Origin of the sequence: Massilia niastensis DSM 21313, from assembly GCF_000382345.1 — a bacterium.
GTDB lineage: Bacteria > Pseudomonadota > Gammaproteobacteria > Burkholderiales > Burkholderiaceae_D > Telluria > Telluria niastensis.
This window is the reverse complement of sequence record NZ_KB908085.1, coordinates 120,337-147,250: the sequence shown is the minus strand read 5'-3', so window position 1 is coordinate 147,250 and position 26,914 is coordinate 120,337. Positions and strand designations below refer to the sequence as shown.

Here is a 26,914-nt window from a genome sequence, read left to right as displayed (position 1 = left end):
CGGGTCGGTCACCAGCAGGACCTCCGGATCGAGCACCGGCCGCAGGTGCTGGTGCAGTTGGCGCGTGGTGACCGGTCCACGTCCCGTGACATAGTCGACGGTCTGTCCGGTGCGATCGCGCGCCACCAGGATGCAGTCGAGTTCCCGCGAGATGCCGCGCCGCCTGGCCACGCCGCCACGCTTGCGAGGCGGGCGGTCGAGCTTGCGCGATCCCTTTTGCGATTCGAGCAGGAACATTTCGTCGGCCTCGGCAACGCCTTTTAAACTGCTTGGCCGGTCGAGTTTGGTCAGGTGCAGGAAGCGGTGGCGCCAGCGAAAGCTCGTGTTCCGATGCACGCCGACCGCCTTGGCCGCCGCCCGGATCGGCCTGGAGGCGAGCATCGTATCCAGGTAATCGCGCCATTTGCTGCGATGGCGCAGCCGTGCCAGCGGGGTGCCGGTCAGGTCGTTGAAGGTGCGCCCGCACTGGCGGCAGCGGTAGCGCTGCAAGCCGTTGGCATGGCCGTGCCGGTGATAGTGCCGGCTTGCGCAGGCGGGACAGCACCGGTGCGCTGCCCTGGCTTGCTCGATCACCTCGACGACCCGGTCCAGGCCGACAGCCGGATGCAGGGCTTGCAGCACCTGCGCCCGCTGCGGCCGGGTCAGCCCGGGCAGTCGTCCCAGCCACCTCTTGAAACCCGGCGCCTTCATGCTGCCTCCGCCATTGACGCGACGGGTGTTGGACCGGGCAGAAGCTCAACAGTTCATAGCAGACCAACAGAAAACGGTGACAGCGCCATAAAAAAAACCGCCAGGCTCACGCACTGGCGGTTTCGTTGGCCGGGGCCGGTTCGGCTTACTGCGCAGCTGCCGCCGCGTCGTCCGCTGCCGCCGCCTTCATCGACAGCTTCAGGCGGCCGCGCTCGTCGGTCTCGAGGACCTTCACGCGCACTTGCTGGCCTTCCTTCAGGTAGTCCGCCACGGCGTTGACGCGCTCGTTGGCGATCTGGCTGATGTGCAGCAGACCGTCCTTGCCCGGCATCACTTGCACGATGGCGCCGAAGTCCAGCAGCTTGAGCACGGTGCCGTCGTAGGTCTTGCCCACTTCGACCGATGCGGTCAGCTCTTCGATGCGGCGCTTGGCTTCCTGGCCGGCGGCGGCGTCGACCGAGGCGATGGTCACGATGCCTTCGTCGGTGATGTCGATCTGGGTGCCGGTTTCTTCGGTCAGCGCGCGGATCACGGCGCCGCCCTTGCCGATCACGTCACGGATCTTTTCCGGGTTGATGCGGATGGTGATCAGGCGCGGTGCGAAGTCCGACAGCTCGGTCTTCACGGTCGGCATGGCCTTCTGCATCTCGGCCAGGATGTGCTGGCGGCCGTCCTTGGCCTGGGCCAGCGCGACCTGCATGATTTCCTTGGTGATGCCCTGGATCTTGATGTCCATCTGCAGCGCGGTGATGCCCGCGGCGGTACCGGCCACCTTGAAGTCCATGTCGCCCAGGTGGTCTTCGTCACCCAGGATGTCGGTCAGGACCGCGAACTTGCCGCCTTCCTTGATCAGGCCCATGGCGATGCCGGCGACGTGCGCCTTCATCGGCACGCCGGCGTCCATCAGCGCCAGGCAGCCGCCGCAGACCGAAGCCATCGACGAGGAACCGTTCGATTCGGTGATTTCCGACACCAGGCGCACCGAGTAGCTGAACTCTTCCGGCGCCGGCAGGGCGGCGACCAGCGCGCGCTTGGCCAGGCGGCCGTGGCCGACTTCGCGGCGCTTCGGGGTGCCCACGCGACCGGTTTCGCCGGTGGCGAACGGAGGCATGTTGTAGTGCATCATGAAGTCGTCGGTGTATTCGCCCATCAGCGCGTCGATCTTCTGGCTGTCGCGCGCGGTGCCGAGGGTGGCGACGACCAGCGCCTGGGTTTCACCGCGGGTGAACAGGGCCGAACCGTGGGTACGCGGCAGCACGCTGGTGCGGATCGCGATCGGACGCACGGTGCGGGTGTCGCGGCCGTCGATACGCGGCTCGCCTTCCAGGATCTGCGAACGCACGACCTTGGCTTCCATGTCGAACAGGATGTTGCCGACTTCGGCCGCATCCACGCCTTCGCCCAGGCCGGACAGCACTTCCGACGACAGCGACTTCAGCTTCTGCTGGCGCACCGACTTCTCGCGGGTCTGGTAGGCGTCGCGGATCTTGGCGTCGGCCAGTTCGGCCACGCGTGCGATCAGCGCTTCGTTCTTCGGCGCCGGCGCCCATTCGATTTCCGGCTTGCCGCCTTCGGCCACCAGGTCGTGGATCGCATCGATCACGACTTTCATCTGGTCGTGGCCGTAGACGACCGCGCCGAGCATGATTTCTTCCGACAGTTGCTTGGCTTCCGATTCGACCATCAGCACGGCGGTTTCGGTACCGGCGACCACCAGGTCCATCTGCGAGGTCTTCAGCTCGGTGGTGGTCGGGTTCAGGATGTACTGGCCATTCGCATAGCCGACGCGCGCCGCGCCGATCGGGCCATTGAACGGGATGCCGGCGATGCACAGCGCAGCCGAGGCGCCGATCATCGACGGGATGTCCGGATCGATTTCAGGATTGACCGACAGCACGTGGATGATGACCTGGACTTCGTTCAGGTAGCCTTCCGGGAACAGCGGGCGGATCGGACGGTCGATCAGGCGGGAAGTGAGCGTTTCTTTTTCGGAGGGACGGCCTTCGCGCTTGAAGAAACCGCCCGGGATTTTACCGGCAGCGTACGTTTTCTCGATGTAGTCGACCGTCAGCGGGAAGAAATCCTGGCCCGGCTTTGCGTCTTTCTTGGCGACCACAGTGGCCAGCACGACCGTGTCGTCAACCGACACCAGGACGGCGCCGGATGCCTGGCGCGCGATCTCACCCGTCTCCAGGGTGACCGTGTGTTGACCGTACTGGAAGGTTTTCGTAACTTTGTTAAACATGGGTAATCCCTTTCTATTTGCCGACAGATTTTCAGGGGCTGTCGTTCCACCTCACCACGGACCGCTCTGATTAGCGATCTTTACTGCAACAACAACAAAACGGCAGAAACGAAAAATGCCCGCGACAGTGATACTGGCGCAGGCATTTCGTGACTAGACCGTCTGGCGCAATGATTACTTACGCAGGCCGAGCTTGGCGATCAGGTCGCGGTAACGGTTCAGGTCCTTACCTTTCAGGTAAGCCAGCAGGCTCTTGCGACGGTTGACCATCATGATCAGGCCGCGGCGCGAGTGGTGGTCCTTCTGGTGTGCCTTGAAGTGGCCGTTCAGCTCGTTGATGCGTGCGGTCAGCAGTGCGACCTGGACTTCCGGCGAGCCGGTGTCGTTCTGGCCACGTGCGTTGTCCGCGATGATCGCGGCCTTGTTGATGTTTTCTACGGACATGATGTTACCTTTCACATGCGGTGCAAGAGTCGGAACCCAGCGCACCGTGATTATTAAAAAAATCTGCCCAATCGGACAGACCCGCCAGTATAGGTCAAAATGGCACAAGGAGCCAGTGTTTGCATCCGCAACATGGGACTCCATGGAATTTCCGAGGCTTTTCAGGGGTACTCACATGAAAAATCTTGCTAAATCGTTAATTCTCACCATGGGCGTGCTGCTCGGCGGCTGCGCCCTGGTGCGCGAAGCGCCCAACGTGGGCGAATCGGCCGAGGCGGTGCAGAACAAGCTGGGGCGGCCGACCAACGTCTACCCGCTGGAAGGCGGCGGACAGGAGCTGGAGTATGCGTCGGGGCCGATGGGGCAGTTTACCTGGATGGCGACCCTGGGGCCGGATGGACGGCTGGTGTCCTACGAGCAGGTGCTGACCGGGGAAAAATTCGCGGCCATCAAGGTCGACAAGGCGGACAAGGCCGAGGTGCTGCGGACCATCGGCAGGCCGGCCGAGAGGTCGAGAGTGGCGTTCAAGAACTACGAGGTGTGGTCGTACCGCTACAAGGAGGCGATGGTGTGGAATTCGCTCATGCATGTGCACTTCGACCAGGACGGGATCGTGCGGCAGATGCTGAACGGGCCGGATCCGATGTTCGACTGGCGCGAAAAAGGCGGCGCGCGCTAGGGTGCGCAGCGGATGACGCCGTGGCGGCGGTGCGAACCCGGGCGGGATCCGGGGTCGCACCGCCGTGCCGGCGCCAGGCCCTATACGCCCTGCGGATTGACGCGTTCGACCTTCGAGTGCAGCTTGTTCAGGCCCGCCAGGTAGGCCTTGGCCGAGGCCACGACGATATCCGGATCCGCCCCCACCCCGTTCACGATGCGCCCCGAGTGCGACAGGCGGATGGTCACCTCGCCCTGCGACTGCGGCCCGTTGCTGATCGCATTGATCGAGAACAGCACCTGCTCCGCCCCGCTCCTGACGATGCTCTCGATCGCGTTCACGGTCGCGTCCACCGGCCCGTCGCCGGTGGCCTCGGCCGACACTTCCCTGCCCTCCATCGAGAACACCACCCGCGCATGCGGCAGCTCGCCGGTTTCCGAGCGCTGGGCCAGCGACACCAGGCGGTAGGTCTCGCCGCCGTGCGCCTGGTCCGCGCTCGAGACCAGCGCCATGATGTCCTCGTCGAAGATCTCGGCCTTGCGGTCCGCCAGTTCCTTGAAGCGCGCGAAGGCCGCGTTGATCTCGGCCTCGGAGTCCAGCTCGATCCCCAGCTCCTGCAGGCGCGACTTGAAGGCGTTGCGGCCCGACAGCTTGCCCAGCACGATCTTGTTGGCGGTCCAGCCGACGTCCTCGGCGCGCATGATCTCGTAGGTCTCGCGCGCCTTCAGGATGCCGTCCTGGTGGATGCCCGAGGCGTGCGCGAAGGCGTTCGCGCCCACCACCGCCTTGTTCGGCTGCACCGCGAAGCCGGTGATCTGCGACACCATTTTTGATGCCGGCACGATTTGCGTGGTGTCGATGCCGGTGACCAGGTTGTAGTAGTCGGCGCGCGTGCGCAGGGCCATCACCACTTCTTCCAGCGAGGTGTTGCCCGCGCGCTCGCCCAGGCCGTTGATCGTGCACTCGATCTGGCGCGCCCCGCCGATGACCACGCCCGCCAGCGAATTGGCCACCGCCAGCCCCAGGTCGTTATGGCAGTGCACCGACCACACGGCCTTGTCGGAATTCGGCACCCGCTCGCGCAGGCGGCGGATGCGCTCGCCGAACTGCTCCGGCACCGCATAGCCGACCGTGTCGGGGAAATTGATGGTGGTGGCGCCCTCGGCGATCACGCCCTCGAGCACGCGGCACAGGAAGTCTTCGTCGGAACGGCTGCCGTCCTCGGGCGAGAACTCGATGTCGTCGGTATGGTTGCGCGCGAAGCGGATCGCCAGCCTGGCCTGCTCGAGCACCTGCTCGGGCTCCATGCGCAGCTTCATCTGCATGTGCAGCGGCGAGGTGGCGATGAAGGTGTGGATGCGCTTGCGCGCGGCGAATTCCAGGGCCTCGGCGGCGCGGGCGATGTCGCGGTCGTTGGCGCGCGACAGCGAGCAGACGGTCGACTCGCGCACCGCCGCCGCAATCGCGCGGATGGCGTCGAAGTCGCCGGGCGATGCCGCCGCGAAGCCGGCCTCGATCACGTCCACCCGCAGGCGTTCGAGCTGGCGCGCGATGCGCACCTTCTCGTCCTTGGTCATCGAAGCCCCCGGCGACTGCTCGCCGTCGCGCAGGGTGGTGTCGAAAATGATGAGGCGGTTCGGGTCAGGCATGGGGGGCTCCAGTCGGCTAAACTCAAAATGCGGCGCCCCCGCGGCCCTATCGCCTGCTAGCGGCGCTCGCTCTCGTCGAGCGGCTCGTCATCGGTGGGGATGATGCTGACAGGTTTTCCCTTCGCGCGGCGCAAGGCAAACACGACATATCCCGACAAGCCGTAAATCACAAAAATCGGCCACAACACCTTCGGCGGGTCGATCGCCACCAGCGCAAAGCCCAGCGCGATCAGGAACACCACGATGAACGGAACCGACTTGCGGAAGTTCACGTCCTTGAAACTGTAGAACGGCACGTTCGACACCATCGTCATGCCGGCGAACACCGCGATGCCCCAGGATACCCAGTCCACCTGGCGCGCGCTGACGCTGATGTCGGGGTCGATCATCATCATGATGAAGCCTACCACCAGCGCCGCCGCGGCAGGGCTCGGCAGACCCTGGAAGAAGCGCTTGTCCACCACCTGGATATTGGTATTGAAACGCGCCAGGCGCAGGGCCGCGCCCGCGCAGTACACGAAGGCCGCAATCCAGCCCAGCTTGCCCAGGCCGCGCAGCGACCATTCGTACAGCACCAGGGCCGGCGCGGCGCCGAAGGACACCATGTCCGACAGGCTGTCGTACTGCGCGCCGAACTCGGACTGGGTATTGGTCAGGCGCGCGACGCGGCCGTCCAGCCCGTCCAGGATCATCGCGATGAACACCGCCCAGCAGGCATGCTCGAAGCGCTGGTTCATCGCCATGACGATCGCATAGAAACCGCAGAACAGCGCGGCCGTCGTAAACGCATTCGGCAGCAGGTAGATGCCGCGCCCGCGCTCGCCCTCCACTCTGTCCGCCCGGCGTCCAAAACGCTTCAGGCGGGAAAATCGTGGCGCCTTCGGTGCCCCAGGTGTTCTTCTTCGTGGAAAGGTCGGCATAAGTGTCTTGTTCAAGTTTTAGTTGCCAGGCGGCTGTCCCCGCATTATAGATGCGGGAACAGTTGTTAGCGAATCGCTACCGTACGCGATACCCTAACCGGAGGCAACTACTTGAACTTGACCTTGCCGACCAGACGCATCTGGAGCGTGGTTTCGCCCGGTTCGAAGCTCGGTTCCGTCATCGCGTCGGCTGCGCCGCCTTTCGCATGCATGCGCGCCATCTGCGGCGCGGCCATTTCCTGCTGGTTACCCACATACTGGCCCGAGCCTTCGAAATCGACGGTCTCGAGCGCGGCGTCGGCCGGCTTGCGGCCCATCGCGGCGGCGATCGACACGATGCGTTCGTTCAGGTTCTTGTAGGTTTCCGAGATACGCTGGTCATCGACGCGCTTCAGGGTTGCCGGGCTCAGGCCGAAGTGGATGCCGCTGATCGCGACCACCTTCTGCGCGCCGGCTGCCGTCTTCGGCAGGCTGGCCAGGTTGGTGGTCTTCATCTCCAGGTACTGGCCGACGCGCCAGGCGACCGGCACCGGCGGCTTCACCACGCCATCCACCGGACGCGGCGGCTGTGGATTCTCGGGGTAGACCGGATAGGTGTAGTAGCCCATCGTCTTGAACTCGGCGCGCGGGTCGAGCTTGCGCAGGATCTCGGTGCCCTCCTTCATCTTGCGGTTCACGCGCTCGGCCGCCTTGGCCTTGTCCTTGTCGTGCTCTTCGGCGCTGAAGGTCACGGTCGCCTCGTCATTGGCGTGCTTGACTTCGCCGAAGGCGGGGACGATCACCATGGTGCCGGCGGTCGACGGGGTGGCTACCGGCGTCTGGGCCTGCACCTGCGCGGCAAACAGCAGGGCAATCAACAGGGACGGTTTAGCAAGGGACATGTTCTTCTCCTGAGTCAATAACAGCAACGCGCTGTCGTGAGCGCCACAATACCGTTTTTTGTCCCCCCATACTGTTTCTGTAATGGAAAGTTTCAAATCACTGTATTGACGCAGGATGAAGCAAGGGCCGCCGAAGCGGCCCTTCCGGGTCGGGTCGCCGCAGCGACGCGTACTACGTACTACTTAGTTTTTCGACTGGTCGACCAGCTTGTTCTTGGCGATCCACGGCATCATCGCGCGCAGCTTGGCGCCGACTTCCTCGATCGGATGCTCGGCCGTCAGGCGGCGGCGCGAGATCAGGGTCGGGGCGCCTGCCTTGTTTTCCAGGATGAAGCTCTTGGCGTATTCGCCGGTCTGGATGTCCTTGAGGCACTGGCGCATCGCGTCCTTGGTCTGCTCGGTCACGACGCGCGGGCCGGTGACGTACTCGCCGTATTCCGCGTTGTTCGAGATCGAGTAGTTCATGTTGGCGATGCCGCCTTCGTAGATCAGGTCGACGATCAGCTTGAGCTCGTGCAGGCACTCGAAGTACGCCATTTCCGGTGCGTAGCCCGCTTCGGTCAGGGTCTCGAAGCCGGCCTTGATCAGCTCGACGGCGCCGCCGCACAGGACAGCCTGTTCGCCGAACAGGTCGGTCTCGGTCTCTTCGCGGAAGTTGGTCTCGATGATGCCGGCGCGGCCGCCGCCGTTGGCCATGGCGTAGGACAGCGCGATGTCGCGTGCGGCGCCGGATTTATCCTGGTACACGGCGACCAGGTGCGGCACGCCGCCACCCTGCTTGTAGGTGTTGCGCACGGTGTGGCCCGGGGCCTTCGGCGCGATCATGATCACGTCGAGGTCGGCGCGCGGCACGACCTGGCCGTAGTGGACGTTGAAGCCGTGGGCGAATGCCAGGACGGCGCCCTGCTTCGCGTTCGGCTCGACGTTTTCCTTGTACACCTGGGCGATGTTCTCGTCCGGCAGCAGGATCATGATGACGTCGGCGTTCTGCACGGCTTCATTCACTTCGGCGACCTTCAGGCCGGCCTGTTCGACCTTGTGCCACGAGGCACCGCCGCGACGCAGCCCCACGGTGACATTGACGCCCGATTCGCTCAGGTTCTGCGCGTGCGCGTGGCCCTGGGAGCCGTAGCCGATGATGGCGACATTCTTGCCTTTGATGAGGGAGAGGTCGCAGTCTTTGTCGTAGAAAACGTTCATTTGTAGTCCTGTATTTTGAGTAGTTATTTGATTATCTGGTGTCACGCGTGGACGGGATATCCGTCCACCCTACACTTTGAGGATGCGTTCGCCGCGTCCGATGCCGGATCCGCCGGTACGGACCGTCTCGAGGATCGAGGTACGGTCGATGGCGTCGATGAAGGCATCGAGCTTGCTCTTGGCGCCGGTCAGTTCGATCGTGTAGGTCTTCTCGGTCACATCGATGACACGCCCGCGGAAGATATCGGCGGTACGCTTCATCTCTTCGCGTTCCTTGCCGACCGCACGCACCTTGATCAGCATCAGCTCGCGCTCGATGTGCTGGCCTTCGGTCAGGTCGACCACCTTCACCACCTCGATCAGGCGGTTCAGGTGCTTGGTGATCTGCTCGATGATGTCGTCCGAACCGGAAGTCACGATCGTCATGCGCGACAGGGTCGCGTCTTCGGTCGGGGCCACGGTCAGGGTTTCGATGTTGTAGCCGCGTGCCGAGAACAGTCCGACCACGCGCGACAGGGCGCCGGCTTCGTTCTCGAGGAGGACGGAAATGATATGTCGCATTACAGTTCCTCCGAGCCAAGAAGCATTTCGGACAGGCCCTTGCCCGCCTTGACCATCGGCCACACGTTCTCGCTCTGGTCGGTGATGAAGTTCATGAACACCAGGCGGTCCTTCATGGCGAAGGCTTCGCGCAGCGAGCCTTCCACGTCGCCCGGCTTCTCGATGCGCATGCCGACGTGGCCATAGGCCTCGGCCAGCTTTTCGAAGTCGGGCAGCGAATCCATGTAGGACTCGGAGTAGCGCGAACCGTAGTCGATCTGCTGCCACTGGCGCACCATGCCCAGGAAGCGGTTGTTGAGCAGGATGATCTTCGGCGTCAGGTGGTATTGCTTGCAGGTGGCAAGCTCCTGGATGCACATCTGGATCGAGCCTTCGCCCGTCACGCAGGCAACGGTGGAACCCGGGTTGGCCATCTGCACGCCCATGGCGAACGGCAGGCCGACGCCCATGGTGCCCAGGCCGCCGGAATTGATCCAGCGGCGCGGCTTGTCGAACGGGTAGTACTGGGCCGCCCACATCTGGTGCTGGCCGACGTCCGAAGTGATGAAGGCGTCGCCGTCGGTGACCCTGTACAGCTGCTCGATGACCGACTGCGGCTTGATGATGGTGTCCGAGGTCGGATACTTCAGGCAGTCGCGGCCGCGCCATTCGGCGATCTGCTTCCACCATGCCTGCAGCGCCGTGGTGTTGGTCGATGCGGTGCTGGCCTCGAGCTGGGACAGCAGTTCGACCAGCACGTCCTTGACGTTGCCGACGATCGGGATATCGACCTTGACGCGCTTCGAGATCGACGAGGGGTCGATGTCGATGTGGATGATCTTGCGCGGATTGGTGGCGAAGTGCTTCGGGTTGCCGATCACGCGGTCGTCGAAGCGGGCGCCGATGGCGATCAGGACGTCGCAATTCTGCATCGCCATGTTCGCTTCATAGGTGCCGTGCATGCCCGGCATGCCGACGAAGTGCGGGCTGGTGGCGCGCGAGGCGCCCAGGCCCATCAGCGTGTTGGTGACCGGGAAGCCGAGCTTCTCGACCATGCGGTTCAGTTCCGGCGATGCATTGGCCAGAATCACGCCGCCGCCCGCATAGATCATCGGGCGTTCGGCCTGCTGCAGCAGCTGCACGGCCTTGCGGATCTGGCCCGCGTGGCCCTTGTCCACCGGACGGTACGAGCGCATCTCGATCTCGCGCGGGTAGTCGTACATGCACTTCTGCATGCTGATGTCCTTCGGGATATCGACCAGCACGGGACCGGGACGGCCGGTGCGGGCAATATAGAAGGCTTTCTTGATGGTCGTCGCCAGCTCGCGCACATCCTTGACCAGGAAGTTGTGCTTGACCACAGGGCGGGTGATGCCGACGGTGTCGCATTCCTGGAAGGCGTCCTGGCCGATCGCATGACTCGGCACCTGGCCGGAAATGACGACCATCGGGATCGAATCCATGTAGGCCGTGGACAGGCCGGTGACGGCATTGGTGACGCCCGGACCCGAGGTCACGAGGGCCACGCCGACGGTATTGGAGCTGCGCGAATAGGCGTCTGCGGCGTGCACCGCGGCCTGTTCGTGGCGAACCAGTACGTGCTGGAATTTGTCCTGCTTGAAGATGGCGTCGTAGATGTAGAGGACTGCCCCGCCCGGATAACCGAAGACGTGCTTGACGCCCTCTTCCGCGAGACAACGCACCACTATCTCAGCGCCCGTGATGGGAGCCGATGTATCGTTACTCATGTTCATTCCTTTCAAAACCCAATGGGAGATTGATCGGATGCCCGTTCCTAACGAAACGCGTCGCGCGCGACAGTGCTCATGCTTCCCTTCTTTCTGCGTTCACGTCGATGTTTCAGGTCACCGTAGGGACCTTACGCAACGGCGCTGGGCGCAACTCGTTCGGCTTGAGTGTCTGTAGCGGTCGTACGCATCTCTCGCGCTTGTGGCGCGGGTTGGAGCAAACTGCCTACAAATGAAAGCGTGTCATGGGCCGGTCGTGGCCTTGTGTGCCGATACCGGATGACGTTGGAGCTTCGGGGTTGCAAAGCGTAACAGCCACCTTACCGCGCTGCACCATTTTGGTCAAGATAAAAAGCAGGAAAAAACATCGCCGCCCCGGATTGGGGCGGCGATGTGTTGTTGCCGCTGCCGATTCGAAGGCCGACTGGTCAGCGCTGCATGCCCCAGCGGCGAATGGTCAGGCGCTCGAGGGTCTGGAACACCAGGTATTCGACCGCGAGGCCGATCATGATGACGGTGGCCAGGCCCGCGAACACCTTGTCGGTGAACAATTCGTTACGGCTCTGGAAGATGTACCAGCCCAGGCCGCCCTGCCCCGAGGTGCTGCCGAACACCAGTTCGGCGGCGATCAGGGTGCGCCAGGCGAAGGCCCAGCCGATCTTCAGGCCGGACAGGATCGATGGCAGCGCGGCCGGGATCAGGATCTGCAGCACCATGCGCAGCCCGCCCAGGCCATAGTTGCGGCCCGCCATGCGCAAGGTGTCCGGCACCGAGCGGAAGCCCGCGGTGGCGTTCAGGGTCAGCGGCCACAGCACCGAGTGCACCAGCACCATCAGCAGGCTGCCCTTGCCCAGGCCGAACCACAGCAGGGCCAGCGGCAGCAGCGCGATCGCCGGCAGCGGGTTGAACATCGAGGTCAGGGTGTCGATCAGTTCGCGGCCGAGGCGGTTCGACACGGCCAGCCAGGTCAGCAGGAAGGAGCCGATCACGCCCAGCACGAAGCCCTGGGTCAGCACCAGCAGCGACACCCGCACATAGCCGAACAGCTCGCCCGACAGCACGCCCGCCACGAAGGCCTGCGCCGTCTGCCAGGCGCCCGGCAGCAGCAGGTCGTTGTCGAACCAGCGCGCCAGCCCTTCCCACACCACGGCCAGCGCCAGCAGGATGCCCAGGCGGCGCAGCCAGGCCAGGTCGGGCCAGGAAAAAGAGGCCGGGCGGGTCACGGCAACGGTGGCCGGACCCGCCACGGCCAAGCCAGGAGACCCCAGGCCGGTTGGCACGACAAACTCGGGACGGATCGGTGGTTCGCGGAAAGTACTCATCATCAATGCACGGCAAATGGTTGCGGGGCGGGGCCCTCATGGGCGGCGGACGCCTGGGCGCCGCCGAACAGCAGCCCGTGGATGCGCTGGGTCGCGGCCTGGAATTCCTGGCTGCCGGCGCTGGACAGGCTGAACTGGTGACTGTTGAGCTCGGCGCGCACGCGCCCCGGATGCGGCGACAGCAGCAGGATGCGGTTGCCCACCACCAGCGCCTCCTCGATCGAGTGGGTCACGAACAGCATGGTGAAGCCGATCTCGTCCCACAGGGTCTGCAATTCTTCCTGCATGGTGCGCCGCGTCAGCGCATCCAGCGCCGCGAACGGCTCGTCCATCAGCAGCACGGCCGGCTGCATCGCCAGCGCCCGGGCGATCGCCACCCGCGCCTTCATGCCACCCGACAGCGTGTGCGGATAGGCGTCGGCGAAGCGCGCCAGCCCCACCTTGCCCAGCCAGTGGCGGGCGCGTCCCTCGGCTTCGCCGCGCTTCACGCCATTCGCCAGCATCGGGAACATCACGTTCTGCTTCACCGTCTTCCACGGCGGCAGCTGGTCGAATTCCTGGAACACGACGATGCGGTCCGGCCCCGGCCCCGTGATCGGTTTCCCGGCCAGGCTCAGGCTGCCGGCCTGGGGCTTGATGAAGCCGCCGATGGCCTTCAGCAGGGTCGACTTGCCGCAGCCCGAAGGCCCCAGCAGCACGAAGCGGTCGCCGCGGTGGACATCGAAGCTGACGTCGTCGGTGGCGCGCACGACCCCGCGCTCCCCTGCGTATTCGAGGGTGACGTGCTCGGCGCGCAGCAGCGGTTCGAGCGGGACGAGGTTCAGCGGGCCCATGTCAGCTCCCCGTGTCCAGCGCCGGATGGGCGAAGAAGTAATCGCGCCAGCTGGCCGGCTTGTTGCGGATCGCGCCGACCTGGTGCAGGAACTGGGCCAGGCCCAGCGTGTTCTGGGGCGCGACCTTGAACTGCACCTTCGGGTCCCTGATCACCTTGACCAGGAGCGCGCGGTCGATGTTGTTCTTGTTGACGCGCAGGTAGGCGTCGGCCGCGGCCTCCGGATTCTTCGTGACGAGCTGGGCCGCCTCGACCAGCGCATCGATGAAGGCGCGGTAGGTCTTCGGATTGTCCTTCACGTACTTCTCGGTGGCGTACAGCACGGTGGCCGAGCTGGGGCCGCCCAGCACCTGGTAGGAATCGAGCACCACGTGGGCTTTCGGATTGCCGGCCAGTTCCTGGTCCTGGAAGGGCGGACTGCCGAAGTGACCGTTCAGTTCGGTCTTGCCGGCGATCAGGGCGGCCGCCGCGTCCGGATGCGGGACGGTCTGGGTGATCGGGTCGAGCTTCTTGAACTCGGACGCCCCCCACTGCTTCGCCGCCGCCATCTGCAGCAGGCGGGCCTGCACCGAGACCGTCACGGCCGGCAGCGCAATGCGGTCGCGCTCGCTGAAGTCGGCGATCGTCTTCACGGCAGGGTTGGTGCTGACCAGGTAGTACGGGAAATTGCCGAGCGAAGCGACGGCGCGCACGTTCTGGCGCCCGTTGGTGCGGTCCCAGATCGTGAACAGCGGGCCGAGGCCGGCGCCGACCACGTCCACCGAGTTGGACAGCAGCGCATCGTTGACGGCCTGGCCGCCGGACAGCTTGACCCAGTCGACGTCGATCTCGACGCCCTGCTTCTTGCCGTGCTTTTCGATGAGTTTCTGGTCCTGCGCCACGTTCAGCAGCAGGTACACCACGCCGAACTGCTCGGCGATACGGATCTTGCCTTCAGCCCGGGCCGCCGACGGCAACACCAGGGCCAGCGCCGCGGCCAGGGCGGCGATTTTCTTCAACTTGGTCATATGCTTCCTTGATCAGAATGGGACGTCGCCGGCGATCGTGGTGCGGTACAGCTTGCGGCGCAGCTGGTCCGGGCAGCCGGCGGCCAGGTGTTGCAGCGAACGGTTATCCCAGAACACCATGTCATGCGGCTGCCACTGGTGGCGGTAGACGAATTCGGGACGCACGCTGTGGGCGAACAGGAGGTCGAGCAGTTCGCGGCTGCGCTGTTCGGACACGCCCAGGATGCGGGTGGTGAAATGCTCGCTCACGAACAGCGCCTTGCGCCCGGTTTCCGGATGGGTGCGCACCACCGGGTGGCGCACCGGCACCACTTCGTCGATCTGGGCCTGGCTCAGCTTCGGGCGCCACGGATTGCGCTGCGCCAGTTCCTCGTAGCGCGCCAGGTAGCTGTGCTCGGCCTGCAGGCCCTCGACTTCGCGCTTGAGCTCCCCGGGCAGGGTGTCCCAGGCGGTATGCTGGTTGGCGAACAGCGTGTCCCCGCCCTCTGCCGGCAATTCCTGGGCATGCAGCATCGAACCGAGGCTCGGGGTTTCCTTGTACGACAGGTCGGAGTGCCAGTAGTGGCCGGCGTCGCCCAGGCCGATCGGCTCGCCGTTCTCGCGGATGTTGGAGATCACCAGCACCTCGGGGTGGCCGGCCAGCTGGAACAGGCGCAGCACGTGGATCTGCAGTTCGCCGAAGCGGCGGCTGAACGCAACCTGCTCCGCTGGGGTAATCTTCTGATCACGGAACACCAGCACGTGGTGGTCCAGGTGGGCGCGGTGCAGGCGCTGGAAATCGTCGTCGGAAAGCGGACGCGAGAGATCGAGGCCCAGTACTTCGGCGCCGAGTGCGGCGCCGGCGAAGGGCTGGATGGCGAAATCCTGGCGGATGGTATCGAAAGGCATGATGGCGTCTTCTTATTGCTGATTGAACGTGCTTCGAGAATAGCCATGCACTATTGACTCGACAACGAACCATTTCGTCTATCGACATTCGGTTTCTGAAAAGCAGTGCCGACGGCGCCCTTCCCGGTCCGGAATGGCCGTTCCGATACGGGCGAAAAGTAGCCGCTGCGCAATTACGGTGCATGCCGTGAGGATTTTTGCTAGGATTCGACAGTTTTCCTTAAAGCATGAGCAACACGAGCGCTTCCTTGAACCCGCATGGCCACAGACAAAGAACTTAACGACTTCCTCGAGAATGTCGAACGGCGTGCGTTCAAGCAGGCGGTCTATGCCGTCCGCAAGGACGAGTCGGCGCTGGACATCGTCCAGGACGCCATGATCAAGCTCGCCGAGAAGTATGGCGACAAGCCGGCCGCCGAATTGCCGATGCTGTTCCAGCGCATCCTGCAGAACACCATCCTGGATTACTTCCGCCGCGAGAAGGTGCGCAACACCTGGGTCAGCCTCTTCTCCGGCTTCAGCCGCGGTGACGGCGACGATGATGATTTTGATATACTTGCTTCGTATGAAGCCGAAGAGGGATCGGCGGCTGCAGAGTCGAGTGCGGACCAGTTTGAGCGCGCACAAACCTTGCGCCTGATCGAAGAAGAGGTACAAAAGCTCCCGACGCGTCAACGGGAAGCCTTCCTCATGCGTTACTGGCAGGATATGGACGTGGCCGAAACGGCCGAAGCGATGGGTTGCTCGGAAGGCAGCGTTAAAACACATTGTTCCCGCGCCACCCACGCCCTCGCCGTAGCGCTCAAGGCCAAGGGAATCAAATTATGAATACCGACGACATCAACCTGGCGTACAAGATACGCCACGCGCTGAACGACAATCTCGACTCACTGCCGGCATCGACCACCGACCGGCTGGCGGCCGCGCGCGCGCGCGCCATGGCGCGCAAGAAGCCGGACGCCCCGGTGCGCGCGCAGGCGGGCCAGCCGCAGCGCGGCTGGTTCGACTTCGGCGCCCTGCTGAGCGGCCCTGCGCTGTCCCGGCTGGGCGTGGCCGTGCCGCTGCTGGCGCTGGTCATCGGCATGGGCGGGATCTACCAGCATGAACAGCAACAGCGCATCGCCGCACTGGCCGACATCGACGCGGCCGTGCTGGCCGACGAACTGCCGCTGACCGCCTATCTCGACAACGGGTTCAACGCCTACCTGGAGTCGCAGCAGCGCCAGCAATGACGAAGAACGCCTCGAAGCCCCGCGTCGCCCTGCTGGGAACGGCGGCAGCGGTCCTGGTGGCCGGCGCCATCGCCTGGGTCATCGTCGACCGCACGGGGACGCCATCGCCGGCCACGCCGGCTTCCACGGCGGCGGCAGGCGCCAAGCCGGTCCCGAAAACCCTCGACAAGCCGCTGTGGCGCGACCTGACGCGCGCCCAGCAGCAGGCGCTCGCGCCCTTGCAGACCGAGTGGGACCAGATGGACGGGCTGCGCAAGCGCAGGTGGCTCGAGGTATCGCAACGCTTCGCGTCGATGAACACGGCCGAGCAGCAGCGCGTCCACGAACGGATGCGCCAGTGGATGAAACTCACTCCCGAGCAGCGCAACCTGGCGCGCGAGAACTTCAACCGGGCGCGCAACCTGGCGCCGGGCGAGAAGGCCGCGACCTGGGAAAACTACAAGCAGCTGCCGGAAGAACAGCGGCGCAAGCTGGCCAAGTCGGCGGCCCGCAAGTCGGCGCCGGTCGCGCTGCCGGAGTCCCCGGCCCTGGTGACGCCGACCAGCTGCCCGCCGAACACCACGCGCCGCGGCGCCTCGTGCATCGGCATCCAGGCGCCGGGCATGCCGGCGCCGCCCGCTCCCGCGACGGCCGCGACGCCGGCGCCGGGCGCAGCGCTGCCCGTCCCGGCCGTCGGCGCGCCGGGCAGCGCGCCGGCAACCGCCCTGCCGGGCGCCGCAGCGCCAGGCGCGGCCGCACCGGGCGCCGTCGCACCGGGCGCCGCACCGCAGGGCGCGGCCGCGCCGGCCGTCGCCCCGGCCTCGCCGCCCGCCCCCCAACCTTCCGCCCAGGCTGCGCCAAATGCAAGCAACTGAACCGGGCGTCGATACGCCGCCCATCGATACGGCGCACGTGAATACACCGAAGGTCGCCACGCCGTCCGTCAAGCGCCGCGTCCTGGCCATGGTCTACGAGGCCTTCCTCCTGACCGCGGCCGAGATGCTGGCGGTCCTGGCCTACCTCCTCCTGACCGGCAACCGGCAGGAACCCGTCTACCAGCATGGCCTGAAGGCCTTCCTGTTCCTGGTGACGGCCGCCTATTTCATCCACTTCTGGACCGACAGCGGCCACACGCTGGCCATGAAGACCTGGCGCATGAAGCTGATCCAGCCCGGCCACGCGCGCCTGCCCTTCCGCACCGCCGCGATCCGCTACCTGCTGGCCTGGGGCTGGTTCGCGCCGGCGCTGCTGGTGTGCGCGGTCTTCGGCCTGCATGCCAAGGGCGAGATCGCGATCGCGCTCGCCATCGGGGTGGTCGCCTGGGCGCTGACCGCCTTCCTCGACAAGGACCGGCAGTTCCTGCACGACCGGCTGGCCGGGACCCGCCTGGTCCTGCTGCCGAAGGCACAGCGCGCCTGACGGGGCCTCACTGCGCGGCCGGCGCCTTCAGGGCCGCCATCACGAAGCCGGCCGTGGCCGACAGCAGCCCGGCGCCGACCCCGGCCTTGGCGCTGGTGCGCATGCCGCGGATCGTGGTGTGGATGTAGCTGGCCGCCGCCGCCACGTCCAGGCCGGGCGCAACCTCGCCCCGCTCCTTCGCCTGCGCCAGCAGCCTCGCCAGCACGCCTTCGGTGACTTCGCCGGCGCGCGTGACGAGCGCGCAGACGTCCGCATCCTGTTCGCCGAAGTCGGAGGCGGCGTTGACCGCCATGCAGCCGCGCGCCCGGTCGCGGGCACCCGCCTGCGCCGTCTCCATCAGGAATTCCTGGATCGCCTGCAGCGGCGTCAGCGCGCCGCCGAAGCGGCGCCGCATCTCGACGCCGCCCGTGTCGATGTAATGCTCGAGGGCGGCCAGGTAGAGCTGTTTCTTGTCGCCGAAGGTGTCGTACATGCTCTGGCGGCCGATCTTCATTGCCGTCAGCAGGTCGTCCGTGGAGCTCGCCTCATATCCTTTTTCCCAGAAAACTTCCATTGCCGCCTCCAGCGCCAGCCGGGGATCGAACACCTTCGTACGTGCCATGTCGTCTACTCCTGAAGATCCGCAAAATAATTATTGACTGACCTATCCAAAATGTAAGTATAATCGACTCCGGCCAGGCACGACAGCTTCTTTCTCGTCGAGCCGGCAGTTCGATCGGCATGCCCGATCCATTTTTTTCTTCTTATTTGGACTAATTAGTCAAGAAAGGCTGGCAACATGCATACTCTTACCGGAAAAGTCGCCCTCGTCACCGGCGGTTCGCGCGGCATCGGCGCGGCGATCGTGCGCAGGCTGTGCGCGGATGGCGCGGCCGTGGTCTTCACCTATGTCAGCGCCGAGGCGCGGGCGCGCGAGGTGGAACAGGCGGTGCAGGATGCGGGCGGCCGCGCCCTGGCCGTGCGTGCGGACAGCGCCGACGCGGCGGCCATGCAGCGCGCGGTCGGGATCGCGGTGCGGGAATTCGGCCGGCTCGACATCCTCGTCAACAACGCGGGCATCCTGGAGGGCGGCCTGGTCGACCAGGTGACGCTGGAGGACTTCGACCGGATCATGGCCGTCAACGTGCGCGGCGTGTTCGCCGCCATCCATGCCGCGGCCCCTCACATGCAGGAAGGGGGCCGGATCGTGAATATCGGAAGCGTGACGGCGGAGCGCGTGGGCGGCGCCGGTCATGCGCTCTACGGCATGACGAAGGCGGCGATCGCCGGACTGACGCGCGGCCTGGCGCGCGACCTCGGCCCGCGCGGCATCACGGTCAACACGGTCCAGCCGGGACCGACCGAAACCGAGATCGTCGCCGATGAAAACGTGCGCGCCTTCCTGCGCACCACGATCCCGCTCGGCCGCATGGGCCGCGACGACGAGATCGCCGACTTCGTCGCCTACCTGGCGCAGCCGGGCGCGGGCTTCGTCAACGGCGCCGCGCTGACCGTCGACGGCGGCTACCTGGCCTGAGTCAGAAGCGCTCGGTGTCGTGCAGGTAGCGCCAGCGCCCGGACGGCAGGCCGCCCATCGACATGCGGCCGACCCGCAGGCGGCGGATCGAGCGGACTTGCAAGCCGACGCCGGCGCAGAGGATGGCGATCTGGCCCGGCTGGATGTTCTTGCCGGCCAGGCGCAGGCGCGTTTCGTTCTGCCAGCTGGCCTTGAACTGGCGGTTGAGCTTTTCCAGGCCGTCCGCCTGGATCTCGCCCTCGACTTCGACCACGTATTCGTGCTCGATGCGGGCGCCGTCCTCGACCAGCTTGCGCGCCACGCGCCAGTCCTGGGTGAAGACCACCAGGCCGCTGGCTTCAGGCTCGAGCGGCGCCGCCGCGACCAGCCTGGCCAGATGGCGTTTCAGGAAGCGCTTGCCGCGGCCGTCCTCCTGCTCCAGGGTCTCGGCGCCCAACGAGGCGAGCGCGGCGTCGGCATCGATGCCGGCCGGCTTGTGCAGCAGGATGGTGACCGGCGGCGGTTCGACCGGAGTCGCGCCCGGCAGCAGCGCCACGAGCTGCGCGGGGGTGACACGGATGGCCGGGTCGTCGGCGACAGCGCCGTCCACGCTGACCCAGCCGCCCGCGATATAGCGTTCGGCCTCGGCGCGCGAACAGCCTTTTACTTCCGCGACGCGCTTGGCGAGCCGGATTGAGTCGTCCGTCATGCGCCGCTCCAGGTCGAGAAGAAGGCCTTGAACACCTCGACGGTGCGGGCCACGTCGGCGCGCGAGACGTCCAGGTGGGTCACCAGGCGGGTCCTGGGGCCGACCGATGCGCGGATGCGCTCGCGCGCCAGCGCCTGGCGCAGCGGCTCGCAGGCTGCCGCCGGCACGTCCATCCAGAAGATGTTGGTCTGCGGCGTGCCGACCTTGAGCGCGGCGATCTGCGCCAGCCCGCGCGCCAGTTCGGCCGCGTTGTCGTGGTCCTCGGCCAGGCGCTGCACGTTGTGCTCGAGCGCGTACTGGGCCGCGGCCGCGATCACGCCGGCCTGGCGCATGCCGCCGCCGAGCATCTTGCGCCAGCGCTTGCCCTGTTCGATGAAGGCCTTCGGTCCCAGCAGCACCGAGCCGACCGGCGCGCCCATGCCCTTGGACAGGCAGACCGAGACGGTGTCGAAGCCGGCCACCGCCGCGCGCAGGCCGAGGCCCTGCTGCACGGCGGCGTTGCAGATGCGCGCGCCGTCGAGGTGGGTCGCCATGCCCTTGCCGTGCGCCAGCGCGGTCGCGGCGGCCACGTAGTCCTGGCCCAGCACGCGTCCGCCGATGGTGTTTTCCAGCGCCAGCAGGCGGGTGCGCGCGAAATGCATGTCGTCCGGCTTGATGTAGGCCTCGATGTCGGCCAATGCGATCGAGCCGTCCGCCTGGTTGGCGATCGGCTGCGGCTGGATACTGCCCAGCACCGCGGCGCCGCCGCCTTCGTACTTGTAGGTGTGCGCTTCCTGGCCGACCAGGTACTCGTCGCCGCGGCCGCAGTGGGTCATCAGGGCGATCAGGTTGGTCTGGGTGCCGCTCGGGGCGAACATGCCGGCTTCGAAGCCGAACAGGTCGGCCGCGAAGTCCTGCAGGCGGTTGACCGACGGGTCGTCCCCATACACGTCGTCGCCCACGTCGGCGGCGGCCATCGCGGCGCGCATCGCTTCGGACGGCTGGGTGACGGTATCGCTGCGCAGGTCGATCCAGTGCTGGTGCTTGTCGCTCATTCTTGTCAATCCGTGGTGGTCGGCGTGTCGGCCTGGGCCGTGACCGGGGTGTAGAAACGGTGCTTCATTTCCTTCAGGCCGAGTTCGGACAATACGTCGTCCAGGCGCTCGGTGGGACGGCGGCGCGGCAGGTTCTTGTAGGTCGCGACGATCAGCTCGTTCTTCATCGAGTGCTCCCAGCCCACCAGTTCGGTCACCGTCACCTGGTAGCCATGCGCCTCCAGCTGCAGGCAGCGCAGCACGTTGGTCAGCTGGCTGCCGAATTCGCGGGTATGGATCGGGTGGCGCCAGATCTCGGTCAGCGCACTGCGGCCCAGGTCCTTGCCCTTGTTCTTGCGCAGCACGGTCGCCACTTCGGCCTGGCAGCACGGCACCAGCACCATGTGCTTCGCCTTCTTCTTCAGCGCGAAGTCGATCGCGTCGTCGGTGGCGGTATTACAGGCGTGCAGCGCGGTGACGATGTCGATGGTCTCGGGCAGCCTGCTGGAAGTGGTCGATTCGGCCACCGACAGCGGCAGGAAGGACATGCCGCCAAAGCCCAGGCGCGCGGCCAGCTCGGTCGACTTCTGCACCAGCTCTTCGCGGGTCTCGATGCCGTAGATGTGGGCGCCGTCTTGCGGATCCAGGTCCTTGAAGAACAGGTCGTACAGGATGAAGCCGAGGTAGGACTTGCCGGCGCCGTGGTCGACCAGCGACACGCCCGGGTGCTCCGCCTGGACCTCGCGCAGCAGCGGCTCGATGAAGTTGTACAGGTGGTAGACCTGCTTGAGCTTGCGGCGGCTGTCCTGGTTCAGCTTGCCGTCGCGGGTCAGGATGTGCAGCTCCTTGAGCAGCTCGATCGACTGGCCGGGACGTACCTCGGGCGGCAGCTCCGGCGCGGCCGGGGCTTTCCTGGTGTGGTCAGCGCGCTTCATCGATCCATGCCGCCTGGATGGCTTCGAGCACGCGTTCGCCGCCGCGCGTACGGTCGTCGTCGAATTCCTCGAGCTCGACGACCCAGTTGTGCAGGTCGACGAAACGCACGGTGGTCGGGTCGACGTCCGGGTGCTTCTCGTACAGGGCCTCGGCGATGGCAGTGACTTCAGTCCATTTCATGGCTGATCCTCAGTGGCTCTTTTCGGCGGCGTGGTTGATCGTGTACTTCGGGATCTCGACGACCAGGTCTTCCTCGGCGACGATGGCCTGGCACGACAGGCGCGAGTTCGGCTCCAGGCCCCAGGCCTTGTCGAGCATGTCCTCTTCCTTTTCCTCCTGCTCGTTCAGCGAGTCGAAGCCTTCGCGCACGATCACGTGGCAGGTGGTGCAGGCGCAGACGCGGTCGCAGGCGTGCTCGATGTCGATATCGTTGTCGAGCAGGACGTCGCAGACCGACTTGCCGGCCGGGGCTTCAAGAACGGCGCCTTCCGGGCAGAACACCGGATGGGGGAGGATGACGATTTGTGGCACTTGGATTACCTCGTTGATTGTTTTGTGTGGCGTGCTGGGGCGTTAGATCTCGTCCAGCGATTTACCCGCCAGGACCTTGCGCACGCTCTTGTCCATGCGGCGGGCGGCGAAGTCCTCGGTGCCCTTGGCCAGCGCCTGCACCGCATCGTGCAGCGCGCTCTGGCGGCTGCCGGTATCCACCGAGGCGTCGTTCGAGCGCGTCACCGCCTCGCGCACCGCCAGTTCCATTGCTTCGATCGCGGCGCGCTCTTCGTCGGACAGCAGTTCGGCGTCGGCGTCCAGCGCCGACTGGGTCGCCAGCAGGATGCGCTCGGCCTCGACCTGCTCTTCGCGCAGCGCGCGCATCTGCATGTCGACTTGCGCCGAGCTGTAGGAATCCTGCAGCATGCGCGCCACCTCGTCGTCGCCCAGGCCGTAGGACGGCTTGACCGTGATCGAGGCTTCCACGCCCGAACGCATCTCGCGCGCCGACACCGACAGCAGGCCGTCCGCGTCCACCTGGTAGGTCACTCGGATGCGCGCCGCACCGGCCGCCATCGGCGGGATGCCGCGCAGCTCGAAGCGCGCCAGCGAACGGCAGTCCGACACCAGCTCGCGCTCGCCCTGCACCACGTGCACCGCCAGCGCGGTCTGGCCGTCCTTGAAGGTCGTGAACTCCTGCGCCCGGGCGCAGGGAATCGTCGAGTTGCGCGGGATGATCTTCTCGACCAGGCCGCCCATCGTCTCGATGCCCAGCGACAGCGGGGTCACGTCGAGCAGCAGCCAGTCGTCGCCTTCGGCGCGGTTCCCGGCCAGCAGGTTGGCCTGGATGGCGGCGCCCAGCGCCACCACCTTGTCCGGGTCGATGTTCGCGTGCGGGATGGTGTGGAAGAACTCCGATACCGCGCGGCGCACGTGCGGCATGCGGGTCGCGCCGCCCACCATCACCACGCCGTCCACGTCCTCGACTGCTACATTGGCGTCGCGCATCGCCTTGCGGATCGCGTTCATGGTCTTGGCGACCAGGTGCCTGGTGATCTCGGCGAAGGTGTGCGCGGTAATCGTGACCTGCACGAGCTCGCCCGACTTCAGGATCGCCTCGACGACCGTCTCGTCGTTGGTCGACAGCAGTTCCTTGGCCTGGCGCGCCTTGACCATCAGGGTCGCGGTGTCCTGCTCGGACAGCGGCGCCAGCCTGGCCTGCTCGGTGATCCAGCAGAACAGGCGGTGGTCGAAGTCGTCGCCGCCCAGGGCCGAGTCGCCGCCGGTGGACAGCACTTCGAACACGCCTTTCGACAGCTTCAGGATCGAGATGTCGAAGGTGCCGCCGCCCAGGTCATAGACCGCGTAGACGCCTTCCTTGCCGTGGTCGAGGCCATAGGCGATGGCGGCGGCGGTCGGTTCCGACAGCAGGCGCAGCACGTTCAGGCCCGCCAGCTGGGCCGCGTCCTTGGTGGCCTGGCGCTGGGCGTCGTCGAAATAGGCCGGCACGGTGATCACGGCGCCAACCAGTTCGTCGCCCAGCGAATCCTCGGCGCGCTGGCGCAGGGTGGCCAGGATCTGGGCCGAGATCTCGACCGGGCTCTTGACGCCGGCAATCGTGTTCACCTGCACCATGCCGGGCGCATCGACGAAGTCGTACGGCAGGTTCTCGGCGTGGGCGATGTCCTTCAGGCCGCGGCCCATGAAGCGCTTGACCGAGACGATGGTGTTCTTCGGGTCGGTGGTCTGGTGGTGGGCGGCCTTGTGGCCGATGTTGGCGTGGCCGTTCGCCAGGTAGCGCACGATCGATGGCAGCAGCGAACGGCCGTCTTCGTCGCTGAGCACTTCGGGGCTGCCGCTGCGGACGGTGGCGACCAGCGAATTGGTGGTGCCCAGGTCGATGCCCACGGCCAGGCGGTGCTGGTGGGGAGCGGTGGACATGCCGGGTTCGGCGATTTGGAGAAGTGCCATGATGGTGGTACCTGAATTGTTCTTATGGTTCGTCGGGTGACCGGAAATGCGCCACCCCACAATGACAGTCCGCCGATGCGAACCGGCGGATTAGGCTTCCAGCGCCTCGAACGCGTACTGCACTTCGTCCCCGAACTTCTCCAGGAACATCAGCGCCCGCACGCCCTGCGCCGCCCCGTGGAAGTCGCCGGCGTCGAGCTGCTGCCCGACCTGCGCCAGCAACTGCTTGCGCTCGTTCCGGACCTGGACATCGAGCCCGTCGAGCGCCCCGACATCCTTCGCCGCGCGCGCATCGTCGAGCGCCTCGCGCCATTCCATCTGCTGCATCAGGAAGGCCATCGGCATGGCCGTGTTGGACTCGGTCTGCAGGTCGACGCCGTTGATCTCGCACAGGTACTGCGCGCGCTTCTGCGGATTGCGCAGGGTCTGGTAGGCCTCGTTGGCGCGCGTCGCCCACTGCATCGCCACCCGCTTCTCGGCATCGGAAGCGTTGACGAAGCGGTCCGGATGGACGCGGCCCTGGATCTCGCGGTAGGCCGAATCAAGCGCATGCATGTCGACCTCGAAACGGGCCGGCAGCTGGAACAGGTCGAAGTGATTCTGCATTGGGCTCAGATACGGAAGCTTTCGCCGCAGCCGCAGTTGTCCTTGACGTTCGGGTTGTTGAAGCGGAAGCCTTCGTTCAGTCCTTCGCGCGCGAAGTCCAGCTCGGTACCGTCGATGTAGGGCAGGCTTTTCGGGTCGACGAAGACCTTCACGCCATGCGATTCGAAGACGTTATCGTCGGCCGAGGACTCGTCGACATACTCGAGCTTGTAGGCCAGGCCGGAGCAACCGGTGGTGCGCACACCGAAGCGCAAGCCGATCCCCTTGCCCCGTCTTTCGAGGAAACGGTTGACGTGCTTGGCGGCCTTTTCGGTCAGGGTGATTGCCATGTGGTTCTCCAGCTTGGTTCTACGGGTGATTACGCTGCCTTGTCGGCGTGCTTGCTCTTGTAGTCGGCGACGGCGGCCTTGATCGCGTCTTCGGCCAGGATCGAGCAGTGGATCTTGACCGGCGGCAGTGCCAGCTCTTCGGCGATCTGGGTGTTCTTGATCGCCAGCGCTTCGTCCAGGCTCTTGCCCTTGACCCATTCGGTCACCAGCGAGCTCGAGGCGATTGCCGAGCCGCAGCCGTAGGTCTTGAACTTCGCGTCTTCGATCAGGCCCTGGTCGTTGACCTTGATCTGCAGCTTCATCACGTCGCCGCAAGCGGGCGCACCCACCATGCCGGTGCCGACGGCGTCATCGCCCTTGTCGAAGGCGCCGACGTTGCGCGGGTTTTCGTAGTGGTCCAGCACTTTGTCCGAATATGCCATGGTAATGCTCCTTAAATACGCTTGATTAGTGGGCTGCCCATTGGATCGAGTTCAGGTCGATCCCTTCCTTGAACATGTCCCACAGCGGCGACAGTTCGCGCAGTTTGCCAACCTTCGATTTCAGCAGGTTGACGGCGAAATCGATCTCTTCCTCGGTGGTGAAGCGGCCGATGGTGAAGCGGATCGAGCTGTGCGCCAGTTCGTCACTGCGGCCCAGGGCGCGCAGGACATAGGATGGTTCCAGGCTGGCCGAGGTGCAGGCCGAACCCGACGACACGGCGATGTCCTTGATCGCCATGATCAGCGACTCGCCTTCCACATAGTTGAACGACACGTTCAGGTTGTGCGGCACGCGCTGGTCCATGTCGCCGTTGACGTAGACTTCCTCGATCTCCATCAGGCCCTTGGCCAGGCGGTCGCGCAGCGCCTTGATGCGCACCAGTTCGGCGTCCATTTCTTCCTTGGCGAGGCGGAAGGCTTCGCCCATGCCGACGATCTGGTGGGTCGGCAGGGTGCCCGAACGCAGGCCGCGCTCGTGGCCGCCGCCGTGCATCTGCGCTTCCAGGCGCACGCGCGGCTTGCGGCGCACGTACAGGGCGCCGATGCCTTTCGGACCGTAGGCCTTGTGCGCGGTGAAGGTCATCAGGTCGACCTTCAGCTTGTTCAGGTCGATGTCGACCTTGCCGACGGCTTGCGCGGCGTCGCAATGGAAGATGATGCCTTTCGAGCGGCACAGTTCGCCGATCTGCGCGATCGGCTGGATCACGCCGATCTCGTTGTTGACCATCATGACCGAGACCAGGATGGTGTCCGGGCGGATCGCCGCTTCCAGCTGCTCGATCGTGATCAGGCCGTTGTCCTGCGGCTCCAGGTAGGTCGCCTCGAAGCCGACGCGCTCCAGTTCGCGCACGGTGTCGAGCACCGACTTGTGTTCGGTCTTGACGGTGATGACATGCTTGCCCTTGGTCTTGTAGAACTGGGCGGCGCCCTTCAGCGCCAGGTTGTTGCTTTCGGTCGCACCGGAAGTCCAGACGATCTCGCGCGGATCGGCACCGACGATGGCCGCCACGTGGCCGCGCGCCTCCTCGACCGCCGCTTCGGCGCTCCAGCCGTACGCATGGCTGCGCGAGGCCGGGTTACCGAACTGCTCGCGCAGGAACGGGATCATCTTGTCCGCCACACGCGGATCGATCGGCGTGGTGGCCGAGTAATCCATGTAGATCGGGAAGTGGGGCGCAGTCACGAAACTCTGCTCGGTTTTCTTGTCCAAAGGCGCGTTCATCAGTT

30 protein-coding genes are annotated in these 26,914 nt (G+C 65.5%); 6 read left to right on the top strand and 24 right to left on the bottom strand.

What is annotated here, in order from left to right; genetic code table 11:
- The 3 genes from H162_RS0108315 to rpsO all read right to left on the bottom strand — a co-directional run.
- Positions 1–690 (bottom strand): IS1595 family transposase (locus H162_RS0108315; RefSeq protein WP_020652997.1); only part of this gene is annotated, 690 nt, incomplete at its 3' end.
- A 145-nt stretch (positions 691–835) separates the two neighbouring features.
- Positions 836–2,935: a polyribonucleotide nucleotidyltransferase gene (gene pnp, locus H162_RS0108310; RefSeq protein ID WP_020652996.1), complete on the bottom strand. Its 2,100-nt coding sequence runs from the start codon at positions 2,933–2,935 to the stop codon at positions 836–838.
- Positions 2,936–3,109: 174 nt separating this feature from the next.
- A complete protein-coding gene (gene rpsO / locus H162_RS0108305; RefSeq protein WP_020652995.1) occupies positions 3,110–3,379 on the bottom strand; it encodes a 30S ribosomal protein S15 in 270 nt (89 codons plus the stop codon).
- A gap of 175 nt (positions 3,380–3,554) precedes the next feature.
- Here rpsO and H162_RS0108300 point away from each other — a divergent pair, with 175 nt between their 5' ends.
- Complete coding sequence (locus H162_RS0108300; RefSeq protein ID WP_040786815.1) at positions 3,555–4,058, top strand: hypothetical protein; 504 nt, start codon at positions 3,555–3,557, stop codon at positions 4,056–4,058.
- Between the two features lie 80 nt (positions 4,059–4,138).
- Here the strand turns inward: H162_RS0108300 and H162_RS0108295 are convergent, their stop codons facing one another.
- The 10 genes from H162_RS0108295 to H162_RS0108250 form a co-directional block, all read right to left on the bottom strand.
- Positions 4,139–5,686: a 2-isopropylmalate synthase gene (locus H162_RS0108295; protein WP_020652993.1), complete on the bottom strand. Its 1,548-nt coding sequence runs from the start codon at positions 5,684–5,686 to the stop codon at positions 4,139–4,141.
- Between the two features lie 56 nt (positions 5,687–5,742).
- A complete protein-coding gene (pssA, locus tag H162_RS0108290) occupies positions 5,743–6,606 on the bottom strand; it encodes a CDP-diacylglycerol--serine O-phosphatidyltransferase (RefSeq protein WP_026354401.1) in 864 nt (287 codons plus the stop codon).
- 107 nt (positions 6,607–6,713) lie between these two features.
- The gene (locus tag H162_RS0108285) at positions 6,714–7,487 is read right to left on the bottom strand and encodes an SIMPL domain-containing protein (protein ID WP_026354400.1); all 774 of its coding nucleotides are present in this window, start codon (positions 7,485–7,487) and stop codon (positions 6,714–6,716) included.
- Between the two features lie 183 nt (positions 7,488–7,670).
- On the bottom strand, positions 7,671–8,687 hold the full coding sequence (gene ilvC, locus H162_RS0108280; protein ID WP_020652990.1) for a ketol-acid reductoisomerase: 1,017 nt from the start codon (positions 8,685–8,687) through the stop codon (positions 7,671–7,673).
- A 69-nt stretch (positions 8,688–8,756) separates the two neighbouring features.
- Positions 8,757–9,248, bottom strand: a complete 492-nt coding sequence (ilvN, locus tag H162_RS0108275) for an acetolactate synthase small subunit (protein ID WP_020652989.1) — start codon at positions 9,246–9,248, stop codon at positions 8,757–8,759.
- Positions 9,248–10,975, bottom strand: coding sequence for an acetolactate synthase 3 catalytic subunit (locus tag H162_RS0108270; protein WP_026354399.1), 1,728 nt, complete (start codon positions 10,973–10,975; stop codon positions 9,248–9,250). The genes ilvN and H162_RS0108270 overlap by 1 nt, the downstream gene beginning before the upstream one ends.
- Positions 10,976–11,403: 428 nt before the next feature.
- Positions 11,404–12,297 carry an ABC transporter permease gene (locus H162_RS0108265; protein ID WP_026354398.1) on the bottom strand — a complete coding sequence of 298 codons (894 nt, stop codon included), beginning with the start codon at positions 12,295–12,297 and terminating at the stop codon, positions 11,404–11,406.
- Between the two features lie 2 nt (positions 12,298–12,299).
- Entirely contained in the window at positions 12,300–13,130 is an 831-nt protein-coding gene (locus H162_RS0108260; protein ID WP_020652986.1) for an ABC transporter ATP-binding protein, read from the bottom strand.
- A gap of 1 nt (position 13,131) precedes the next feature.
- Positions 13,132–14,136 carry an ABC transporter substrate-binding protein gene (locus tag H162_RS0108255; RefSeq protein ID WP_020652985.1) on the bottom strand — a complete coding sequence of 335 codons (1,005 nt, stop codon included), beginning with the start codon at positions 14,134–14,136 and terminating at the stop codon, positions 13,132–13,134.
- 12 nt (positions 14,137–14,148) lie between these two features.
- On the bottom strand, positions 14,149–15,024 hold the full coding sequence (locus H162_RS0108250; protein WP_020652984.1) for a TauD/TfdA dioxygenase family protein: 876 nt from the start codon (positions 15,022–15,024) through the stop codon (positions 14,149–14,151).
- 258 nt (positions 15,025–15,282) lie between these two features.
- On the opposite strand from H162_RS0108250, the gene H162_RS0108245 reads away from it, so the two are divergent.
- The 4 genes from H162_RS0108245 to H162_RS0108230 are packed head-to-tail and all read left to right on the top strand — an operon-like array spanning position 15,283 to position 17,654.
- The gene (locus tag H162_RS0108245; RefSeq protein WP_020652983.1) at positions 15,283–15,852 is read left to right on the top strand and encodes an RNA polymerase sigma factor; all 570 of its coding nucleotides are present in this window, start codon (positions 15,283–15,285) and stop codon (positions 15,850–15,852) included.
- The gene (locus H162_RS0108240; protein WP_020652982.1) at positions 15,849–16,256 is read left to right on the top strand and encodes a DUF3619 family protein; all 408 of its coding nucleotides are present in this window, start codon (positions 15,849–15,851) and stop codon (positions 16,254–16,256) included. The genes H162_RS0108245 and H162_RS0108240 overlap by 4 nt, the downstream gene beginning before the upstream one ends.
- Complete coding sequence (locus H162_RS0108235) at positions 16,253–17,110, top strand: DUF3106 domain-containing protein (protein WP_020652981.1); 858 nt, start codon at positions 16,253–16,255, stop codon at positions 17,108–17,110. Before H162_RS0108240 ends, H162_RS0108235 begins: the two co-directional genes overlap by 4 nt.
- Positions 17,097–17,654 carry an RDD family protein gene (locus tag H162_RS0108230; RefSeq protein ID WP_020652980.1) on the top strand — a complete coding sequence of 186 codons (558 nt, stop codon included), beginning with the start codon at positions 17,097–17,099 and terminating at the stop codon, positions 17,652–17,654. The genes H162_RS0108235 and H162_RS0108230 overlap by 14 nt, the downstream gene beginning before the upstream one ends.
- A gap of 7 nt (positions 17,655–17,661) precedes the next feature.
- Here H162_RS0108230 and H162_RS0108225 read toward each other — a convergent pair whose 3' ends face one another.
- On the bottom strand, positions 17,662–18,255 hold the full coding sequence (locus H162_RS0108225) for a TetR/AcrR family transcriptional regulator (RefSeq protein ID WP_020652979.1): 594 nt from the start codon (positions 18,253–18,255) through the stop codon (positions 17,662–17,664).
- Between the two features lie 177 nt (positions 18,256–18,432).
- Here H162_RS0108225 and H162_RS0108220 point away from each other — a divergent pair, with 177 nt between their 5' ends.
- Entirely contained in the window at positions 18,433–19,170 is a 738-nt protein-coding gene (locus H162_RS0108220; protein ID WP_020652978.1) for a 3-oxoacyl-ACP reductase family protein, read from the top strand.
- A gap of 1 nt (position 19,171) precedes the next feature.
- Here the strand turns inward: H162_RS0108220 and H162_RS0108215 are convergent, their stop codons facing one another.
- The 10 genes from H162_RS0108215 to H162_RS0108170 form a co-directional block, all read right to left on the bottom strand.
- A complete protein-coding gene (locus H162_RS0108215; protein WP_020652977.1) occupies positions 19,172–19,858 on the bottom strand; it encodes an rRNA pseudouridine synthase in 687 nt (228 codons plus the stop codon).
- On the bottom strand, positions 19,855–20,892 hold the full coding sequence (ltaE, locus tag H162_RS0108210; RefSeq protein ID WP_020652976.1) for a low-specificity L-threonine aldolase: 1,038 nt from the start codon (positions 20,890–20,892) through the stop codon (positions 19,855–19,857). The genes H162_RS0108215 and ltaE overlap by 4 nt, the downstream gene beginning before the upstream one ends.
- Before the next feature lie 5 nt (positions 20,893–20,897).
- The gene (locus tag H162_RS0108205) at positions 20,898–21,806 is read right to left on the bottom strand and encodes a class I SAM-dependent methyltransferase (RefSeq protein ID WP_020652975.1); all 909 of its coding nucleotides are present in this window, start codon (positions 21,804–21,806) and stop codon (positions 20,898–20,900) included.
- Complete coding sequence (gene iscX, locus H162_RS0108200; protein ID WP_020652974.1) at positions 21,793–21,987, bottom strand: Fe-S cluster assembly protein IscX; 195 nt, start codon at positions 21,985–21,987, stop codon at positions 21,793–21,795. Before iscX ends, H162_RS0108205 begins: the two co-directional genes overlap by 14 nt.
- A gap of 9 nt (positions 21,988–21,996) precedes the next feature.
- A complete protein-coding gene (fdx, locus tag H162_RS0108195) occupies positions 21,997–22,338 on the bottom strand; it encodes an ISC system 2Fe-2S type ferredoxin (protein ID WP_026354397.1) in 342 nt (113 codons plus the stop codon).
- 42 nt (positions 22,339–22,380) lie between these two features.
- Complete coding sequence (gene hscA, locus H162_RS0108190; RefSeq protein WP_026354396.1) at positions 22,381–24,270, bottom strand: Fe-S protein assembly chaperone HscA; 1,890 nt, start codon at positions 24,268–24,270, stop codon at positions 22,381–22,383.
- 90 nt (positions 24,271–24,360) lie between these two features.
- Positions 24,361–24,876, bottom strand: a complete 516-nt coding sequence (gene hscB / locus H162_RS0108185) for a Fe-S protein assembly co-chaperone HscB (protein ID WP_020652971.1) — start codon at positions 24,874–24,876, stop codon at positions 24,361–24,363.
- 5 nt (positions 24,877–24,881) lie between these two features.
- On the bottom strand, positions 24,882–25,205 hold the full coding sequence (gene iscA, locus H162_RS0108180; RefSeq protein ID WP_020652970.1) for an iron-sulfur cluster assembly protein IscA: 324 nt from the start codon (positions 25,203–25,205) through the stop codon (positions 24,882–24,884).
- A 29-nt stretch (positions 25,206–25,234) separates the two neighbouring features.
- Complete coding sequence (gene iscU, locus H162_RS0108175; protein WP_020652969.1) at positions 25,235–25,627, bottom strand: Fe-S cluster assembly scaffold IscU; 393 nt, start codon at positions 25,625–25,627, stop codon at positions 25,235–25,237.
- A 25-nt stretch (positions 25,628–25,652) separates the two neighbouring features.
- Positions 25,653–26,909 carry an IscS subfamily cysteine desulfurase gene (locus H162_RS0108170; protein ID WP_020652968.1) on the bottom strand — a complete coding sequence of 419 codons (1,257 nt, stop codon included), beginning with the start codon at positions 26,907–26,909 and terminating at the stop codon, positions 25,653–25,655.
- Between the last annotated feature and the right edge of the window lie 5 nt (positions 26,910–26,914).

Excerpts from the sequence above, each read along its gene's own strand:
- H162_RS0108285 (WP_026354400.1), bottom strand. The coding sequence starts at position 7,487 with ATGTCCCTTGCTAAACCGTCCCTGTTGATTGCCCTGCTGTTTGCCGCG.
- hscA (WP_026354396.1), bottom strand. The coding sequence starts at position 24,270 with ATGGCACTTCTCCAAATCGCCGAACCCGGCATGTCCACCGCTCCCCAC.
- H162_RS0108295 (WP_020652993.1), bottom strand. The coding sequence starts at position 5,686 with ATGCCTGACCCGAACCGCCTCATCATTTTCGACACCACCCTGCGCGAC.
- iscU (WP_020652969.1), bottom strand. The coding sequence starts at position 25,627 with ATGGCATATTCGGACAAAGTGCTGGACCACTACGAAAACCCGCGCAAC.
- iscX (WP_020652974.1), bottom strand. The coding sequence starts at position 21,987 with ATGAAATGGACTGAAGTCACTGCCATCGCCGAGGCCCTGTACGAGAAG.
- H162_RS0108265 (WP_026354398.1), bottom strand. The coding sequence starts at position 12,297 with ATGAGTACTTTCCGCGAACCACCGATCCGTCCCGAGTTTGTCGTGCCA.
- H162_RS0108225 (WP_020652979.1), bottom strand. The coding sequence starts at position 18,255 with ATGGCACGTACGAAGGTGTTCGATCCCCGGCTGGCGCTGGAGGCGGCA.
- H162_RS0108230 (WP_020652980.1), top strand. The coding sequence starts at position 17,097 with ATGCAAGCAACTGAACCGGGCGTCGATACGCCGCCCATCGATACGGCG.
- H162_RS0108250 (WP_020652984.1), bottom strand. The coding sequence starts at position 15,024 with ATGCCTTTCGATACCATCCGCCAGGATTTCGCCATCCAGCCCTTCGCC.
- ltaE (WP_020652976.1), bottom strand. The coding sequence starts at position 20,892 with ATGAGCGACAAGCACCAGCACTGGATCGACCTGCGCAGCGATACCGTC.
- ilvC (WP_020652990.1), bottom strand. The coding sequence starts at position 8,687 with ATGAACGTTTTCTACGACAAAGACTGCGACCTCTCCCTCATCAAAGGC.
- iscA (WP_020652970.1), bottom strand. The coding sequence starts at position 25,205 with ATGGCAATCACCCTGACCGAAAAGGCCGCCAAGCACGTCAACCGTTTC.
- H162_RS0108240 (WP_020652982.1), top strand. The coding sequence starts at position 15,849 with ATGAATACCGACGACATCAACCTGGCGTACAAGATACGCCACGCGCTG.
- H162_RS0108205 (WP_020652975.1), bottom strand. The coding sequence starts at position 21,806 with ATGAAGCGCGCTGACCACACCAGGAAAGCCCCGGCCGCGCCGGAGCTG.
- pssA (WP_026354401.1), bottom strand. The coding sequence starts at position 6,606 with ATGCCGACCTTTCCACGAAGAAGAACACCTGGGGCACCGAAGGCGCCA.
- H162_RS0108245 (WP_020652983.1), top strand. The coding sequence starts at position 15,283 with ATGGCCACAGACAAAGAACTTAACGACTTCCTCGAGAATGTCGAACGG.
- H162_RS0108260 (WP_020652986.1), bottom strand. The coding sequence starts at position 13,130 with ATGGGCCCGCTGAACCTCGTCCCGCTCGAACCGCTGCTGCGCGCCGAG.
- H162_RS0108220 (WP_020652978.1), top strand. The coding sequence starts at position 18,433 with ATGCATACTCTTACCGGAAAAGTCGCCCTCGTCACCGGCGGTTCGCGC.
- rpsO (WP_020652995.1), bottom strand. The coding sequence starts at position 3,379 with ATGTCCGTAGAAAACATCAACAAGGCCGCGATCATCGCGGACAACGCA.
- H162_RS0108255 (WP_020652985.1), bottom strand. The coding sequence starts at position 14,136 with ATGACCAAGTTGAAGAAAATCGCCGCCCTGGCCGCGGCGCTGGCCCTG.
- H162_RS0108215 (WP_020652977.1), bottom strand. The coding sequence starts at position 19,858 with ATGACGGACGACTCAATCCGGCTCGCCAAGCGCGTCGCGGAAGTAAAA.
- H162_RS0108235 (WP_020652981.1), top strand. The coding sequence starts at position 16,253 with ATGACGAAGAACGCCTCGAAGCCCCGCGTCGCCCTGCTGGGAACGGCG.
- hscB (WP_020652971.1), bottom strand. The coding sequence starts at position 24,876 with ATGCAGAATCACTTCGACCTGTTCCAGCTGCCGGCCCGTTTCGAGGTC.
- pnp (WP_020652996.1), bottom strand. The coding sequence starts at position 2,935 with ATGTTTAACAAAGTTACGAAAACCTTCCAGTACGGTCAACACACGGTC.
- H162_RS0108170 (WP_020652968.1), bottom strand. The coding sequence starts at position 26,909 with ATGAACGCGCCTTTGGACAAGAAAACCGAGCAGAGTTTCGTGACTGCG.
- ilvN (WP_020652989.1), bottom strand. The coding sequence starts at position 9,248 with ATGCGACATATCATTTCCGTCCTCCTCGAGAACGAAGCCGGCGCCCTG.
- H162_RS0108270 (WP_026354399.1), bottom strand. The coding sequence starts at position 10,975 with ATGAGTAACGATACATCGGCTCCCATCACGGGCGCTGAGATAGTGGTG.
- H162_RS0108300 (WP_040786815.1), top strand. The coding sequence starts at position 3,555 with ATGAAAAATCTTGCTAAATCGTTAATTCTCACCATGGGCGTGCTGCTC.